Origin of the sequence: Mucilaginibacter daejeonensis (assembly GCF_020783335.1) — a bacterium.
GTDB lineage: Bacteria > Bacteroidota > Bacteroidia > Sphingobacteriales > Sphingobacteriaceae > Mucilaginibacter > Mucilaginibacter daejeonensis.
In genome coordinates, this window is sequence record NZ_CP086068.1 from 1,888,077 (window position 1) to 1,902,499 (window position 14,423).

13 protein-coding genes are annotated in these 14,423 nt (G+C 47.2%); 5 read left to right on the forward strand and 8 right to left on the reverse strand.

What is annotated here, in order from left to right; genetic code table 11:
• Positions 1-9: 9 nt before the first annotated feature.
• Positions 10-255 (forward strand): hypothetical protein, encoded by a 246-nt coding sequence (locus LLH06_RS08080; protein ID WP_228172766.1) that lies wholly within the window; start codon positions 10-12, stop codon positions 253-255.
• A gap of 372 nt (positions 256-627) precedes the next feature.
• Complete coding sequence (locus LLH06_RS08085; protein ID WP_228172767.1) at positions 628-2,604, forward strand: tetratricopeptide repeat-containing sensor histidine kinase; 1,977 nt, start codon at positions 628-630, stop codon at positions 2,602-2,604.
• On the opposite strand, the gene LLH06_RS08090 is transcribed toward LLH06_RS08085, so the two are convergent.
• From LLH06_RS08090 to LLH06_RS08105, 4 genes are read right to left on the reverse strand one after another with little or no spacing between them, the layout of a single operon-like run.
• Positions 2,601-3,860 carry an aspartate kinase gene (locus tag LLH06_RS08090; RefSeq protein ID WP_228172768.1) on the reverse strand — a complete coding sequence of 420 codons (1,260 nt, stop codon included), beginning with the start codon at positions 3,858-3,860 and terminating at the stop codon, positions 2,601-2,603. The two genes, LLH06_RS08085 and LLH06_RS08090, sit on opposite strands and share 4 nt — an antisense overlap.
• Positions 3,861-4,667, reverse strand: coding sequence for a DUF3298 and DUF4163 domain-containing protein (locus tag LLH06_RS08095; protein WP_228172769.1), 807 nt, complete (start codon positions 4,665-4,667; stop codon positions 3,861-3,863).
• Positions 4,664-5,137 carry a GNAT family N-acetyltransferase gene (locus tag LLH06_RS08100; RefSeq protein ID WP_228172770.1) on the reverse strand — a complete coding sequence of 158 codons (474 nt, stop codon included), beginning with the start codon at positions 5,135-5,137 and terminating at the stop codon, positions 4,664-4,666. The genes LLH06_RS08095 and LLH06_RS08100 overlap by 4 nt, the downstream gene beginning before the upstream one ends.
• 2 nt (positions 5,138-5,139) lie before the next feature.
• Positions 5,140-5,877 carry a YggS family pyridoxal phosphate-dependent enzyme gene (locus LLH06_RS08105; RefSeq protein ID WP_228172771.1) on the reverse strand — a complete coding sequence of 246 codons (738 nt, stop codon included), beginning with the start codon at positions 5,875-5,877 and terminating at the stop codon, positions 5,140-5,142.
• Positions 5,878-5,928: 51 nt separating this feature from the next.
• On the opposite strand from LLH06_RS08105, the gene LLH06_RS08110 reads away from it, so the two are divergent.
• Positions 5,929-6,444 (forward strand): DUF4296 domain-containing protein, encoded by a 516-nt coding sequence (locus tag LLH06_RS08110; protein ID WP_228172772.1) that lies wholly within the window; start codon positions 5,929-5,931, stop codon positions 6,442-6,444.
• On the forward strand, positions 6,444-8,813 hold the full coding sequence (locus LLH06_RS08115) for an endonuclease MutS2 (protein ID WP_228172773.1): 2,370 nt from the start codon (positions 6,444-6,446) through the stop codon (positions 8,811-8,813). The genes LLH06_RS08110 and LLH06_RS08115 overlap by 1 nt, the downstream gene beginning before the upstream one ends.
• A gap of 338 nt (positions 8,814-9,151) precedes the next feature.
• On the opposite strand, the gene LLH06_RS08120 is transcribed toward LLH06_RS08115, so the two are convergent.
• From LLH06_RS08120 to LLH06_RS08130, 3 genes are all read right to left on the reverse strand, one after another.
• A complete protein-coding gene (locus LLH06_RS08120; protein WP_228172774.1) occupies positions 9,152-9,610 on the reverse strand; it encodes a hypothetical protein in 459 nt (152 codons plus the stop codon).
• 813 nt (positions 9,611-10,423) lie between these two features.
• On the reverse strand, positions 10,424-11,419 hold the full coding sequence (gene gap, locus LLH06_RS08125) for a type I glyceraldehyde-3-phosphate dehydrogenase (protein WP_228172775.1): 996 nt from the start codon (positions 11,417-11,419) through the stop codon (positions 10,424-10,426).
• Between the two features lie 7 nt (positions 11,420-11,426).
• Positions 11,427-12,275, reverse strand: coding sequence for a hypothetical protein (locus tag LLH06_RS08130; protein WP_228172776.1), 849 nt, complete (start codon positions 12,273-12,275; stop codon positions 11,427-11,429).
• A gap of 249 nt (positions 12,276-12,524) precedes the next feature.
• Here LLH06_RS08130 and LLH06_RS08135 point away from each other — a divergent pair, with 249 nt between their 5' ends.
• Positions 12,525-13,217, forward strand: a complete 693-nt coding sequence (locus tag LLH06_RS08135) for an NUDIX hydrolase (protein ID WP_228172777.1) — start codon at positions 12,525-12,527, stop codon at positions 13,215-13,217.
• A gap of 330 nt (positions 13,218-13,547) precedes the next feature.
• Here LLH06_RS08135 and LLH06_RS08140 read toward each other — a convergent pair whose 3' ends face one another.
• The gene (locus LLH06_RS08140) at positions 13,548-14,411 is read right to left on the reverse strand and encodes an N-acetylglucosamine kinase (protein WP_228172778.1); all 864 of its coding nucleotides are present in this window, start codon (positions 14,409-14,411) and stop codon (positions 13,548-13,550) included.
• Between the last annotated feature and the right edge of the window lie 12 nt (positions 14,412-14,423).

Consider the following 14,423-nt stretch of genomic DNA (forward strand, 5'->3'; position numbering starts at 1 on the left):
TGCAAAGAGATGTACATATGGCCGCAAGCCATAGCTCCAAGTGTTAACCAAAAGATAATTGAAGAAGGAGACCAAACCATGAAAGAGCAAGAGAACATGAAGAACAATGTGCAAGGCACCACCACAGCCGACCGCAACTTCACCGACCAAAAAGAGATGCAAAAGATGAAAGGCATCAGTAATTCAGGAGGCCAACGGTCAGACCAAACATCTAACCGCGATGCCAACCGAAAGCAGGAGAATAAGAAGCATTAATGATAGAGGCCCGCTAATTTTAGCGGGCTTTTTATTTTATGCTGTCAACGCCGATCAATTACCAACATCACCGACTTGTTACCTGATACTTCGATACTGATCTATAGCTATTAGTTGTATTGCTATTGCCGATATATCGGATGTTAAATATTTGATATACAGCAATCTGTGTAATTATTTCATAGTGGATATACACGCCATAGCATTGTCAGTGTAGACGTTCGGCCAGTTGGTGGATAGTACATATAGATAACCTTCGATGTCGATTTTCGTAAAAGGGATGATCAACGTATATTTACGGTACTGATAATGCCCCTGTTGAAAGCCATACTATTGGTGTGTTTTGCACTTTGCTTGACCATTGGTCGGGCTATGGCTTTACCCGTGAATCAGGGTGGTGGTGCCGATACGCTCAATACCCTCAATATTACTGATTACGAGAAGCTGGTCAAGCAATATCGTTATTACAAACCCGACTCAGCCATTTACTTTGCCAACATGGGTATTGACCATGCCCGCCGCATGCACGATGGTAAGGGTATTGCCATGATGCTGAATCAGTTGGGCATGATCGATGATAACCGAGGCGATTTTGATGCCTCTCAGCCTAAGTACATGGAGGCGCTGTCCATCTACAAACGCATAGGCGATGCAAAGGGACAAGCGGCGGTGATCATCAGGTTAGGAGTGGTCGAGCTGCGTAAAGGAAATTATGATAAGGCCATCGCCTACTTTTTACAATCATTAAAGGTAAGTGAGCGTAGTAATAATACTGCCGGGCGTATGGAGGCCTATTTAACCGTGGCCGAAGGCTATATCGGCCAGAAAAAGTTCGATGTAGCGCTCAAGTACCTCACCATTGCCGAGAAGATCAACAATACCATTCCTTTCTCCAACCTTTCGCTCAATATCTACAACAATTTTGGGGTAGTGTATCGCGAGTTAGGTTTGAACGATAAGGCCAAGGCTTATCTGCAAAAAGGCATCGCGCGAAGTGATGAACCGCAGTACCAGGGGCTTAACATTACCCTGATCAATAACCTGGCTAAGGTATACAACAAGGAGGGAAACAAGGCCAGGTCGATCGAGCTGCAACGCTCGGCACTGGCCAAGGCACGCAAGATACAGAACTACCTGCGCGAGCTGCAGACTCTGACCGGCCTGGCCGACACCTATGGCGCTGCCAACAGCAAGGAGGCGCTCTTTTATTTTAATGAAGCCTTGCAACTGGTGAGGGAAAAGGGGGCCCGCAAACAGCAGCTCGAGATACTGGGCCGCATGTCTGAACTGTACAAGCACGACCGTAACTTTGAAGTGGCGTTAAAGCTAAAGGAAGAGCAGAACGCACTGGCCGATAGTTTTTTTTATAAGGCCATGTCAAAGCAGGTGGTCAGCCTTCAGGCCGAGTACCAGTTATATCGTTCGCGGGCTAAGGTTCGGGAACTTAAACAGCAGAACAGCAGCCAGATATGGCAGCGTAACTTCTACATTGGTTTAAGTGGCGCATCGGTGTTCACAATATTTGTGATCGCCTTTTATTTCTTCCGTACACGTAAACTTAACAAGCTGCTCAATGTGGCCAATACTGATCTGATCGAGTCGAACCTGGTAAAGGATAAGCTATTCTCGGTATTGGCGCATGACCTGCGTGCACCATTTGCCTCGGTGATCGATCTGATGTATCTGCTGGAGGATGATGACGTTGAACCGGAGGAAAGAAAAGCCTTGATGAAAAAGCTGACCACTGCGAGCAACGTTACTTTAGAGACACTCAATATGCTGCTGAAGTGGGGCGAGATGCAGATCAAAGGGGTGAAGCTTAACACCATGATCTTCCAGCCCAAGCCAGCCGTGGCCAGGGTGCTGGGCCTGATCGCCTCTAATGCTGAGAAGAAGCATGTACGCGTGAAAGACCTGGTAGACCCTACGCATACCATCATGGTGGACTCAAATCACTTCGAATTTGTGGCGCGTAACCTGCTATCCAACGCTTTAAAATTTACCCCGTCGGGTGGATCGATACAGATCAGTTCGCGCGTTAACGAGGTTAGCGGCGAGGTCATCTTTTCGGTGAAGGATAGTGGTGTGGGCATTAAGGCCGAACGATTGGCCCGCATTTTTGATATTGGCAATGCCAGTACCAAAGGTACAAATAACGAGACCGGTACCAGCCTTGGCTTGGTGATCTGTAAAGAATTTATAGAGCTGAACAAGGGCCGTATATGGGTAGAGAGCATCATTAAACAGGGCTCAACTTTTCACTTCTCGTTGCCACTATTTAAGGTCACTACACCCACACCGCCCATCATTATCCCTACAGAGCGGACAACCGGCGAAGCCCATACTTAAGCTTTGACCACCAACTGCGCGGTATTGCGGCTTAGCTGCTCCAGCAGGATCTGCTTGCCTTGTGCCAATTGTTGTAGTTCCTCCGCCTTATAATGACGTAAGGTGATCAGCGATAGATCATCGTTATACTTCACATTAAAATTGGCCCTCAGATCGGTCAATAAGCGTTCGAATCGTTCGGGCACCAGGTCAAAGCATACCGAAAGGCTCAGTGCCGAGGTTTGCATCACACTGACCTTGATCTGGTTGTTGGCGAATAATTGATATACGGCGCTAAGCTGATGCTCAGTAATGAACGAATGATCTTTTGCCGATACCGATAAGAGCACCTGACGTGGCTTAATAATAATGATCGGCTTCTCGAATGCGTCTGGCCCTGACTCACTGATCACCGTGCCAGGGGCATCGGGCTCATTAAATGACCGTACCAGCAATGGGATGCCGGCGTTCTGCAACGGTTTGATCGTTTTAGGATGGATCACCGTAGCGCCGTAATACGTCATCTCGATGGCTTCAGTGTAGGATAGGCGATCGAATTTTACCGTATCATTGAATAACTTAGGGTCGGCGTTAAGAATGCCTGGTACGTCTTTCCAGGTGGTTAACGAAGTAGCGTTAAGACATGCCGCAAATATCGATGCCGTGTAGTCGGATCCCTCGCGGCCTAGGGTGGTCGTAAAGTTCTCTGATGTGCCCCCTAAAAATCCTTGGGTCACTACGATACTCTTAGACAGCATAGCCGGCAATTCGGACTGAATAGAGATGCAGGTCTTGTCCCAGTCCACCACGCCCTCGCGGTACGTATTATCAGTATGGATGTAACCTCGCACGTCCAGCCAGCGGCTGGTAATGCCGGTGTGTGCCAGGTAGGCGTTCACGATGCGGGTCGAAAGGAGTTCGCCTACTGACACCAGCTGATCATAAATAAAATCATAGGTATCTACAGGCTCATCTTCCAGCATCCAATCGATCTCTACAAATGTATTGTTGATCTCGTCGAATACCGGGTGCTGATCGCCGAACAGTTCATGAACGATCTGATAGTGATAGTTCTTGATGCCATCGTAAAGCTCATGCACGTTATCAGCTTGGTCAAAGTAGGCCTTGGCCAGCTCTTCCAGCGCGTTGGTGGTCTTGCCCATGGCCGACACCACGATCAGCAATTGTTCGTCCTGATAGCGTTTAACTATGGCGGCCAGGTTGGCCACGCCCGCTGCATCCTTTACCGATGCACCTCCAAATTTGAATACCAGCATTTATTTAGTGTATCGTGCGGTCACGGTGCCCGGCTGTATCAACGTTTTGATCTGTGCGTAAGGCACATCAACGGTGGTTTGCCCGGCGGCATATGGTTTGATCTCGTACTGATTGTATAGGAACGTTAATCCAAGAGGGGTGATCAAAAAGTTCTTGTTCAGCGCGAATCTGTCGTCCTTAAAAAAGTAATTGTCTTTCAATGAAGCCGTCTCGGTCAGGTTCTCCTGCTTGCGAAAGATCTTCTCGGCCACCTTGTTGAGTTCGGTCTCATAGCCGGGCTTGAGGATGTTCTCCAACTCTATTTTCTTGTCGGCCTTTACATCCCAATTGATGTAACGGGTCACGGTGCTGCCATGCGCGCCACCTGCATACATATAGCCATCGTAGGCAAGGGTCACCAGGCTGCTATCCTGGCGCACTACACTCACTTTGCCATCCAACTCAAAGGAAACGCCTTTGCGGTCAGGCTCGTCGCGTTTAAAATCTTTGTAATCTTGCAGGAACTGACCGGTCAGGATCTGCAGGCCCGCCTTGCCCTTTTGAGGATCGAGCAGCATGGCCAGGCGTGTTACTACCGTATCGTTAAGCAGCGGTTGGTTGTCAAATACCGGGTACTTGAATTTTACTGAGGTGCAGTTAGTGTCGGCTTTGCTCTTGCAATCATCGGCCTGGGTATTGATGGCCGTAAATTTATAGGTGAGCGTATCGGTGTATACGTTAGGGGTATCTACTTTGGGCTTGTCTTGAATACAAGAAGCCATACCTGCGCATATACCTGCTAACGTGAAAAGTTTTATTGCTTTCATGGTCGATAATTTTGTACTTGTTCGGTAGTGAGCGATGCGTTCAACCAGCCAGCCTCTAAACCTGCTTCATATTTATGGTAGAAGTTGATGGCCGGCTCGTTCCAATCCAGGACCTGCCAGCTCATGCCGTTAAAGCCAAGCTCACTCGCTTCTTGTACAATGCGATCAAATAATTGTTTGCCAATGCCTTTGCCGCGCCACTCCTCGGTCACGATCAGGTCCTCCAGGTAAAGGCGGCTGCCTTTCCAGGTAGAGTAGCGCACATAGTACAACGCAAAGCCTACGATGTAGCCTTCAACCTCGGCCACGAAGGCCTTCCATACCGGTTTAGCGCCAAAGCCGGCCTCCTCAAAGTGCTGTAGAGATACCGTGACCTCTAACGGCGCACGCTCGTAAACGGCCAGTTCGTTGATCAGTTCCAGCAGGCGGGGACAATCCTCGCGGTGTGCTACTCTTAAATGTGCGCTCATGATCAAATATCCTGAATGTCGGGCATATCGGTCTTACCGGGGCCTTGCAGCTTAACGCCCGAAGGCACCGGGTAAACACGGCCACCAAATATAGTGCTGCCCATGCGTACCATGGTGCTGCCCTGTTCAATAGCTATCTTATAGTCTGAAGACATCCCCATCGACAGGGTATCGAAATTGTCATCCTTGCGGAAGAAGCTTTGGGTGATGCCATCAAAAAAGGTATCCAGTTCGTAGAACTCTTCCTTGATCTGTTTCTCGTTATCGGTATTGGTGGCAATGCCCATCAACCCCCTGATTCGCACGTTATGCAATTGCGCGAATTCTTCGGACCGTAACAGCTCGATCACTTCATCAAAGCCCAATCCGTACTTGGTGTCCTCATCGGCAATGTACACTTGTAACAGGCAATCGATCACGCGGTGGTTCTTGGCGGCCTGCTTGTTGATCTCGAGCAACAGCTTCATGCTATCTACCGATTGTATCATGCTCACAAAAGGAGCGATGTACTTCACCTTATTGGTTTGCAGGTGACCGATCAGGTGCCACTCGATGTCCTTCGGCAGCTGTTCGTACTTCTCCACCATTTCCTGAACCTGATTCTCGCCAAAAATCCGTTGCCCTGCATCATATGCTTCCTGCAGGTCCGTTATGGGTTTGGTCTTTGATACGGCCACTAGCGTAACGTTCACACGGTCGAGTTCGGTTTTAAGGTTGGTTATGTTATCGGTAATGCTCATTTAATGCGTAAATTTGCTCAAGTGTTCCCTATGAGGCTGCTAAATTACAGAATGCGTTCATATAAGAAGTTGTTTTTTTTATTGCCATTGTTTCTGCTCGCCTGCAAAAATAAGAATGAGCCAAAAGGCATTATTTCGCAGGACGATATGGTGGATATACTGGTCGATGTGCACATCATTGATGGCAGCCTGTTCGAGATGCCGCAGCAACCCGATACCTTGTATAAATACAGCATCAATAAGTACCTGAATACATTTAAGAGCCACCGTACCGATAGCGCTACCTTCAGAAGGAGCTACGCATATTATGCCAGGAAGCCCGACGAATTGCTGGCTATCTACGACAAGGTATTACCCATCCTGAAAGGCAAGGTGGACTCTTTAGCCAAGATCCGCGTAAAGGCCGACTCGCTTTTGCGCATCAAACAGAACCAATTGAACGAAAAGTTGGCCAAACGTGCTGCCGATTCGATCGCCCGCGTCAACAAACGCAAGGCCGACTCGTTGAAAGAACTGCAGGGGCAGGGTAGTACCCGTGCCGCCGCACCCAAACAGAAGATGTTATAATGTTATATCCCGATAATAGTGCTGACAAACTGGGCTTTACCGAAGTAAAAGAGCTCATTAAAGCACATTGCCTGAGTGTTATGGGCCAGCAAATGGTCGATAAGATACAGGTGATGAACAATTTTGAACTGATCCAACGCTTTATGGGTCAGGCGCAGGAGTTCAAGAACATCCTGCAAAATGATCAGGCTTTGCCGATCAATCATTTTTACGATATCAAGTCGCTGGCCGGTAAGGTCCGCATCGAGGGTACCTTCCTGTCTGAAGAGGAATTTTTCCAGGTTCATACCTCACTGACAACCGTTTTTGCGGTGATCAGCTACTTTAACGAGCGCGCGGGTCAGTACCCCAATCTTGAGGCGTTGTTCGAGCATTTGCCTATAGAGAAGGCTATCATCAAAAAGATCGATATGGTGCTGGATGCCAAAGGCAAGATACGCCCTAACGCATCGCGCGAGTTGCAGGAGATCACCTCGGGTATCGCTAAAGCTGAGCAAGAGGCACGTCGTAAGATGGACCACATCTTCAAAAGTGCATCATCCAACGGTTGGACGGCCGATGGTACGCTGACCATTCGAGATGGCCGTTTGTGTATTCCGCTGCTGGCCGAGAACAAGCGCAAATTAAAAGGTTTCATCCACGATGAATCGGCCACCGGGCAAACCGTTTACATGGAGCCAGAGGAGGTATTCAGCCTCAATAATCAGATCCGTGACCTGGAATTTGAGCGCCGCCGCGAGATCGTGAAGATACTTACCCAACTAACCGACGAACTGCGCCCGTACGTGCCGTTGCTACTGGCCTATCATGGCCTCCTAACCAAGCTCGACCTCGTGCGTGCTAAAGCGCTTTTTGCTATCGATATCGAGGGAGAGATGCCAGCATTGGTGAACGAGCCGCGTTTACGGCTGATCAATGCCCGTCATCCTTTGCTGTTCCTGAGCTTTAAAAAGGAGCAGCGTACGGTGGTGCCGCTTAATGTACATATCGATGAAGGCGTACGCATCATCACGGTATCAGGCCCCAACGCGGGTGGTAAATCGGTTTGTATGAAGACCGTTGGCCTGCTGCAAATGATGGCCCAGGCGGGGTTGCTGATCCCGGCCGATGGTAGCAGTACAATGGGGGTGTTCAGGCAAATGTTCGTTGATATAGGTGATGACCAATCTATCGAGAGCGACCTGAGTACCTACAGTGCCCACCTGAGCAAAATGAAGCACTTTGTAGAAATGGCCAACGCCAAGACCATGATCCTGATCGATGAGTTTGGTACCGGTACCGATCCGCAATTTGGCGGACCGATAGCCGAGGCCGTGCTCGAATCATTGAACAACAAAAAGGTGCGCGGTATGGTGACCACTCACTACAGCAACCTCAAAATATTCTCGAGTAATGCCGAAGGTATAGAGAATGCATCGATGCTGTTCGATAATACACAGATGCGGCCGCTTTATCAATTGGAGGTGGGCAAGCCGGGCAGCTCTTATGCGTTCGAGATCGCGCAAAAGATCGGTTTACCGCAGCCTGTGCTCAGCCTGGCCCGCAATAAGATCGGCGATAACCAAAAAAAGGTGGATACCTTACTGGTGGATCTGGAGCGCGAAAAGAAAGAGATATACGACACTAAGGTACAGCTTAACCGCCAGCAAAAGCGCGTGAACGACCTGCTGGCCGAGAACGAAAAGCTGAAAAGCTACCTGGAAGAGAACCAGAAGGCTCTGATCCGTGATGCTAAGCAGCAGGCTAAAGAGATCATTAGCAATGCCAATAAGTTGGTGGAAAATACCATTAGCGAGATCAAGAGCAGCCAGGCCGATAAGGAACGCACCCGCGAACTGCGCGCCAACCTGGACCGCGAGCTGCAAAAGAACACCGTTAAACAAGCACCCGCAGCTGCGAAGCCTGCCGCCGACGAAGAGATCAAAGTTGGCGATTGGGTGAAGCTTACCGACTCGGAGACCACCGGGCAGGTGATGGAGATCGCCAAAGATAATTTGATCATTGCCATCGGTGATCTGCGTACCGTGACCAAACGCAAGCGCGTGCAAAAGGTGTCACGTAAGGAAGTGCCGAAGGAGATACGCCGGGCGGGCACCAGCGCGTCATCAAGCAGCGATGTGGCCAACTTTAGTCCCGAAATAGATGTGCGCGGCATGCGTGGCGAAGATGCCATCCATTCCATCGAAAAGCTGCTGGACAGGGCGATCATGATGAGCTTCGGCTCGCTCAAGATCATCCATGGCAAAGGCGACGGCATTTTGCGCAAACTGATCCGCGGCTACCTCAAAAAATACAACGAGGTAAGTCACATGGAAGACGAGCACGCAGACAGGGGCGGGGATGGCATCACTTATGTATATTTGAAGTAAGGAGATCAGATCTTATGGCTCCCTCAAGCGTCCCGCTTGTGATTCGCAAAACAACTGTTTAAAGTGGTCAGCTTAGTGTAACACTGACTAAACATTTGCTTCCAGCGTAGTCTCACACTTTACTGGCGTACGCGTGTCGGGTGTGTCCTTGGCGATCAGGTCTTTACTATTTGGTAATTAAAACGAAGGCCTTAATAACTATTCCGGTATGTGTATAGTCTCTAAGACCTTTCAACTTGGTCACACGCGGCACGCGTGCGCCAGCATGAGATCGTTAGATCAGCAACTAAAAAAATGTTTTATTTAAGCGAAAACAAGAATAAAATTTCATTCTTTGATCAATCTTTTACTCCCAGATCCAATGTCAATGGGACACTGAGTTCCGTTCTCATTTGCTCGTATTCCTTCTTGTCGTAAGGTCCATAAACATTTGAGTATTTTTTTGTCTTTGTATCAAAGAAGAGCTTTGCTCGTTTGTCGATGATCCAATACTGTTTGAGTGGACTTTGAAAGAAAGCTTGATCAGCCTGGCTTAAATTGGAGTATCTCGGCATTATACTATCTCTATCTTTTTGAACAACGACAATAAATGTTGAGTCAAAAGCAAAATTCAACACCTTGCCTCCAATAATTTGTGTTGGTGCGTCGCCTCTTATTCCTTTATCCGTGACGATAATGGGATCTCCTTCTTGTGCCGAATATGCAAGCTTATAATTATTTCCTAAATTGATGCCAGGATCTTCATTACAACTGCAAAGAAAGATTGCTAATAAGTAAGTTAATTTTCTCTGTCTCATTTGGTTACTGTTACCGAACCTCTAAACACCACCCTGTGCTGACTTACGCGTGTCGCGTGTGTCCTTTGCGAGCAGATCATCTAAATCAACTTTCAACTTGGTCACACGCCGGCACGCGTGCGCCAGCGAGGAGCGCCTTATACCTTATTTATACCGTAATAATTAACCATGAAGGTTTTTGAATTTAATAGCATATACAAGCGTAACTACCGACACGACAATATAAATAATTAACCAACGCTTATGACTTCGGATATTTGAAGCCTTGTGTACCTCACTCATGATTTCATGTTTTTTATATAGGAGTGATAAAATAAGATAAACAGGCAGAAAGAAGAAGATAATAGAAGCCATGTAAAGTGTACCTCCGCTTTTCCCAATTAAACTTGTGAAGAAAAGACTTAAATCAAAAAAATTAACAATTGAGAACAGGTTTATGAACAGTAAGAATGAAAGAGCCAACAATGCGCTTTCATAAGCTATGGGCGCCGTGTTACGACTGTTCTTATAATGATCATAAAATATAAAAACTACGTATCTCATGAGTTCTTACAAAGATATTAAACGTCTGTGCTAGCGCAGGCGTGCCGCGTGTGCTTTCTAAGATATAATTTATAAAACCTTTATCATTTGCATAGTTAGCGATCTAATATTCAGTCGCAAATAAAAAGCCCAGATGGTTAAGGTCGGGCTGAACTTGGTCACACGCGGCATGCGTCCGCCAGCATAAGTATCAACTCACTTGACTCTTAAAACAACAAAGCCCCGGCCGTAATGACCGGGGCTTTTATTTGAAAGGAGTTGTACTGTTAATTACAGTTTGCCGAGCTCTTGTACAAGGTCGATCAATTTGTTAGAGTAACCCCACTCGTTGTCATACCATGATACCACTTTCACGAAATTGTCGTTAAGGGCGATACCGGCTTTAGCGTCGAATATAGAGGTACGTGCATCACCTAAAAAGTCTGATGATACCACTTCATCCTCAGTGTAACCCAAGATGCCTTTCAATTCGCCTTCAGAAGCTTCTTTCATGGCAGCTTTGATCTGCTCATAAGTAGCAGCTGTTTTCAGGCGTGCGGTAAGGTCAACTACTGATACGTCGGCAGTTGGTACACGGAATGACATACCGGTCAGTTTACCTTTTAACTCAGGCAATACCAGGCCAACGGCCTTAGCAGCACCTGTAGATGAAGGGATGATGTTCTGGTAAGCGCCACGGCCACCTCTCCAGTCCTTAGCCGATGGACCGTCAACTGTTTTTTGGGTAGCAGTTACTGCGTGGATGGTGCTCATCAAACCTTCTTCGATACCGAACTTATCGTTCAATACTTTAGCGATAGGCGCTAAACAGTTGGTAGTACATGAGGCGTTAGATACGATGTGCTGGTCAGCTTTCAGTTGCTTATGGTTAACACCCATCACAAAGGTAGGAGTATCATCCTTAGCAGGGGCCGACATTACCACTTTCTTAGCACCAGCATCGATGTGTTTTTGAGCGGTCTCTTGAGTAAGGAACAAACCTGTAGACTCAATGATCACTTCAGCACCTACATCACCCCATTTTAGGTTAGACGGGTCTTTCTCAGCAGTTACACGGATGGTCTTACCGTTCACTACCAGGTTACCACCTTCAACCTCTACGGTACCGTCAAACTTACCGTGGGTCGAATCGTACTTTAACATATATGCCATATAGTCAGGCTCTACCAGGTCATTGATACCTACAACCTCAACATCCGGACGAGCGATAGCTGCCCTGAAGGCCAAACGGCCTATACGGCCAAAACCATTGATCCCTATTTTCATACTTTTTTTAATTTTTACTGGAATAATAAGTTAATAAATTATTGATAGGTTCTTTTACTATGTTAGCAATTAGTATGCCCGCCCTTGAGGCGGCATCCTGTAATTCTTTTTTAAAGGTGGCGGCTACCGATCCGGCAAAAAAGATCTCGGCCTCGGGGTACTGTTGCTTAAGCGGCAGCACATATTTACTGATCAGCAGGTCGAAACCTTTAGCCAATATGTCCTGTAAAAAGGGGTCCTGCAGGTTGTCGCTGTAAAACTCGGCCATTGAACTCAGGAACAACGCTGGCTGGCGCTGATGGTACACCTTTTCCATAATGATCTTACGGTCGGCATCGTACTTCTTCACGAATTTCTTGCGCAGGTTCTCAGGCAGCGTTTCGTTAAGATAAGCTTTTACGAGTTGGCGGCCCAGCCAATTACCCGATCCCTCGTCGGCCAGTATATAGCCTAAACCAAAGTTGTTTGGCTTGATCTTTTTGCCATCAAAAAAAGCCGCGTTGGAGCCACTGCCACAAATGCAAACGATACCCGGCTGGCTCTTGCTGCTGGCTATGGCCGCGCCCAGCATATCATGCTCTACATTGATGCGGGCAAATTTGAAGAACGAGGTGAAACTGTTGGTCACCGCATCCTTAAGCTCCTTGTTCACTACACCTGCACCAAAAAAATAAATGCGTTTGATCTCTTCGGCGTGGTGGATTAGGTTGATATTCTTGTTCAGCAACTGCAGGATGTGCTTTTCGCTGTTGAAGAACGGATTGATACTACTGGTCTTGAAAGAAGCGACGGTACGGCCCTTGTCGGCCAAACGCCAATCAGCATAATTAGAACCACTATAAATTACTGCGACCATGTATCGTTTTAGTACCTGTGAGCGCGGCAAATATAACAACTTTGCCGACTTTGCATGCCTAAGTTGAGATATTACGTGTAAAAATTACACCAATGTGTCGGGCACGTTTGCGTGTTATATAAGGCGCTAAATTTCACGATATACTTGCGGGTGTACATTAAAAATGTATACTTGTAATTATAGGATCTAATACACTTTGGTGACCAATGCCAATAACCTTATTTTGCACGATATAAAACACTAAGCCCTTTGGAAAAAGAAGTGATCAAATTCGAATCTGAATTCTCGATAGACTGCGTGATATTTGGATTTGAGGCCGGAGAATTGAAAGTTCTGCTCATTGAGCGTAAGGATAACCCGTACAAAGAGTGGCTGGCGCTGCCCGGTAACCTGGTGATGAATGATGAGGGAATAGAGGAAGCGGCCGTACGTATATTACACGAACTAACCGGGCTCAACAACCTTCATATGGAGCAGTTCCATACATTCGGGGCGGTCAACAGGCACCCCAGAGGACGCATTATCACGGTGGCTTATTATGCCCTGATCCGCATTGATAGCCAAAAAGAACTGCGCCCCGGTAAGCTGGCCAGTAAGGCGCTTTGGCATAGTGTTACCGACCTGCCTAAACTGGCATTTGACCATACCGAGATCTTCAAGACCGGTTTTCATAAACTGCGCCGCCGCCTGAGCTATCAACCCATAGCCTATGAGCTGCTGCCCGAAAAATTTACCCTTACTCAACTACAGCAGCTCTACGAGGCCATCTTGAATAAAAAGCTCGATAAGCGTAACTTCCGCAAAAAGATGCTCAGCTACGGCTTTTTAAAAGAGCTGGATGAGAAGCAAAAGAACGTATCTTTCCGCGCCGCCAAGCTCTACAAATTTGACCGCCGAAAATACAGCAAGATCTTCCAGAACGAGATCGGGGTAGATATGTGATGAGAGAGGTTGGAGGGCAGTTCATGGGGGGGCTGTTGGTGTCAGGAACGTTAGAGTCAGTAAGTGTGATACTTCTCACCAAGCGTTTCAGGTGTTACATCAGTGTAACGACATTCCCCAACTTTCCCCACTTTTCCGGGTCATAAAACTCGTAAAAACCCAACTTTTTCAAGAAAAAACTGCATTTATCCAAAATGTAACACCGAGTGTAACTCTGTGTGAAGCAAATGTAACAGTGAAAAGATGATCAGCTGCAACCTCGCCAACAAACAGTCCTTAAACAACAAAAGCGCCCATAGGAGGCGCTTTTGTTGTTATGTAAGATAAGTTTTATGACAGCTTGCTTGGTGCCAGTTCCAGGTGGAACTTCACCAGGTTGTCTATAGGTGAGCGGATGATGTTACCCATCTTCATACCGTTCTCGGTGACCACTTCTTCCAACACGTTACGGAAGTTATAACCTACCGAACCAATGCAGTTAAAGCTGTAGTTCTGGTAGTTAGGATAGTGGCAAACCAGGTTGCGGAAAAAGTCTTGGAAGGATGTTTTTACCAGGTTGCGGGTGTATTCGATATGCACGTTGTTATCATACACGAATTTGCTGAAACCAGCGCAAAAACGGTTGGCCAGTGGCTGTGAGTATACGCGGTCGTTCACATCATCAGGGGTTAGGTGATAGGTATCCCAAAAATTCTTGCGTACGGCCTCGGGCATATAACCACGCAGGTAATCGATCAGCAATTTTTTACCGATGTAGCAACCGCTGCCTTCGTCACCTAATATATAAGCACCTGAATCAATGTTCTGCAGGATGTCTTTACCATCATAGATACAGGTGTTGGTGCCGGTGCCTAAAATAGCTGCAAAACCTTCATTATGGCCCAGTAAAGCGCGGGCGGCAGCCATCAGATCATGACCGATGTTCACTTTAGCACCGGCAAAAACTTCCCTCATGGCCTTGGCCACGATAGCCCGTTTTTCATCGGTGGAGCAGCCGGCACCATAATAGTTCACCTCATCTATCTGGCTCTTGTCAAGGTCGGCAGGTAAGTTGTTATGCAACGACTGTACAATATATTCCGGACTTACGAAGTAAGGGTTATATCCTTCAGTATTAAAGTACACGATCTTACCTTCGTTATTCACCAAGCACCAGTTAGTTTTGGTCGAGCCGCCGTCAGCTATTAATTTCATGAGGTTTGTTAT

Excerpts from the sequence above, each read along its gene's own strand:
- LLH06_RS08080 (WP_228172766.1), top strand. The coding sequence starts at position 10 with ATGTACATATGGCCGCAAGCCATAGCTCCAAGTGTTAACCAAAAGATA.
- LLH06_RS08085 (WP_228172767.1), top strand. The coding sequence starts at position 628 with ATGGCTTTACCCGTGAATCAGGGTGGTGGTGCCGATACGCTCAATACC.
- LLH06_RS08090 (WP_228172768.1), bottom strand. The coding sequence starts at position 3,860 with ATGCTGGTATTCAAATTTGGAGGTGCATCGGTAAAGGATGCAGCGGGC.
- LLH06_RS08095 (WP_228172769.1), bottom strand. The coding sequence starts at position 4,667 with ATGAAAGCAATAAAACTTTTCACGTTAGCAGGTATATGCGCAGGTATG.
- LLH06_RS08100 (WP_228172770.1), bottom strand. The coding sequence starts at position 5,137 with ATGAGCGCACATTTAAGAGTAGCACACCGCGAGGATTGTCCCCGCCTG.
- LLH06_RS08105 (WP_228172771.1), bottom strand. The coding sequence starts at position 5,877 with ATGAGCATTACCGATAACATAACCAACCTTAAAACCGAACTCGACCGT.
- LLH06_RS08110 (WP_228172772.1), top strand. The coding sequence starts at position 5,929 with ATGCGTTCATATAAGAAGTTGTTTTTTTTATTGCCATTGTTTCTGCTC.
- LLH06_RS08115 (WP_228172773.1), top strand. The coding sequence starts at position 6,444 with ATGTTATATCCCGATAATAGTGCTGACAAACTGGGCTTTACCGAAGTA.
- LLH06_RS08120 (WP_228172774.1), bottom strand. The coding sequence starts at position 9,610 with ATGAGACAGAGAAAATTAACTTACTTATTAGCAATCTTTCTTTGCAGT.
- gap (WP_228172775.1), bottom strand. The coding sequence starts at position 11,419 with ATGAAAATAGGGATCAATGGTTTTGGCCGTATAGGCCGTTTGGCCTTC.
- LLH06_RS08130 (WP_228172776.1), bottom strand. The coding sequence starts at position 12,275 with ATGGTCGCAGTAATTTATAGTGGTTCTAATTATGCTGATTGGCGTTTG.
- LLH06_RS08140 (WP_228172778.1), bottom strand. The coding sequence starts at position 14,411 with ATGAAATTAATAGCTGACGGCGGCTCGACCAAAACTAACTGGTGCTTG.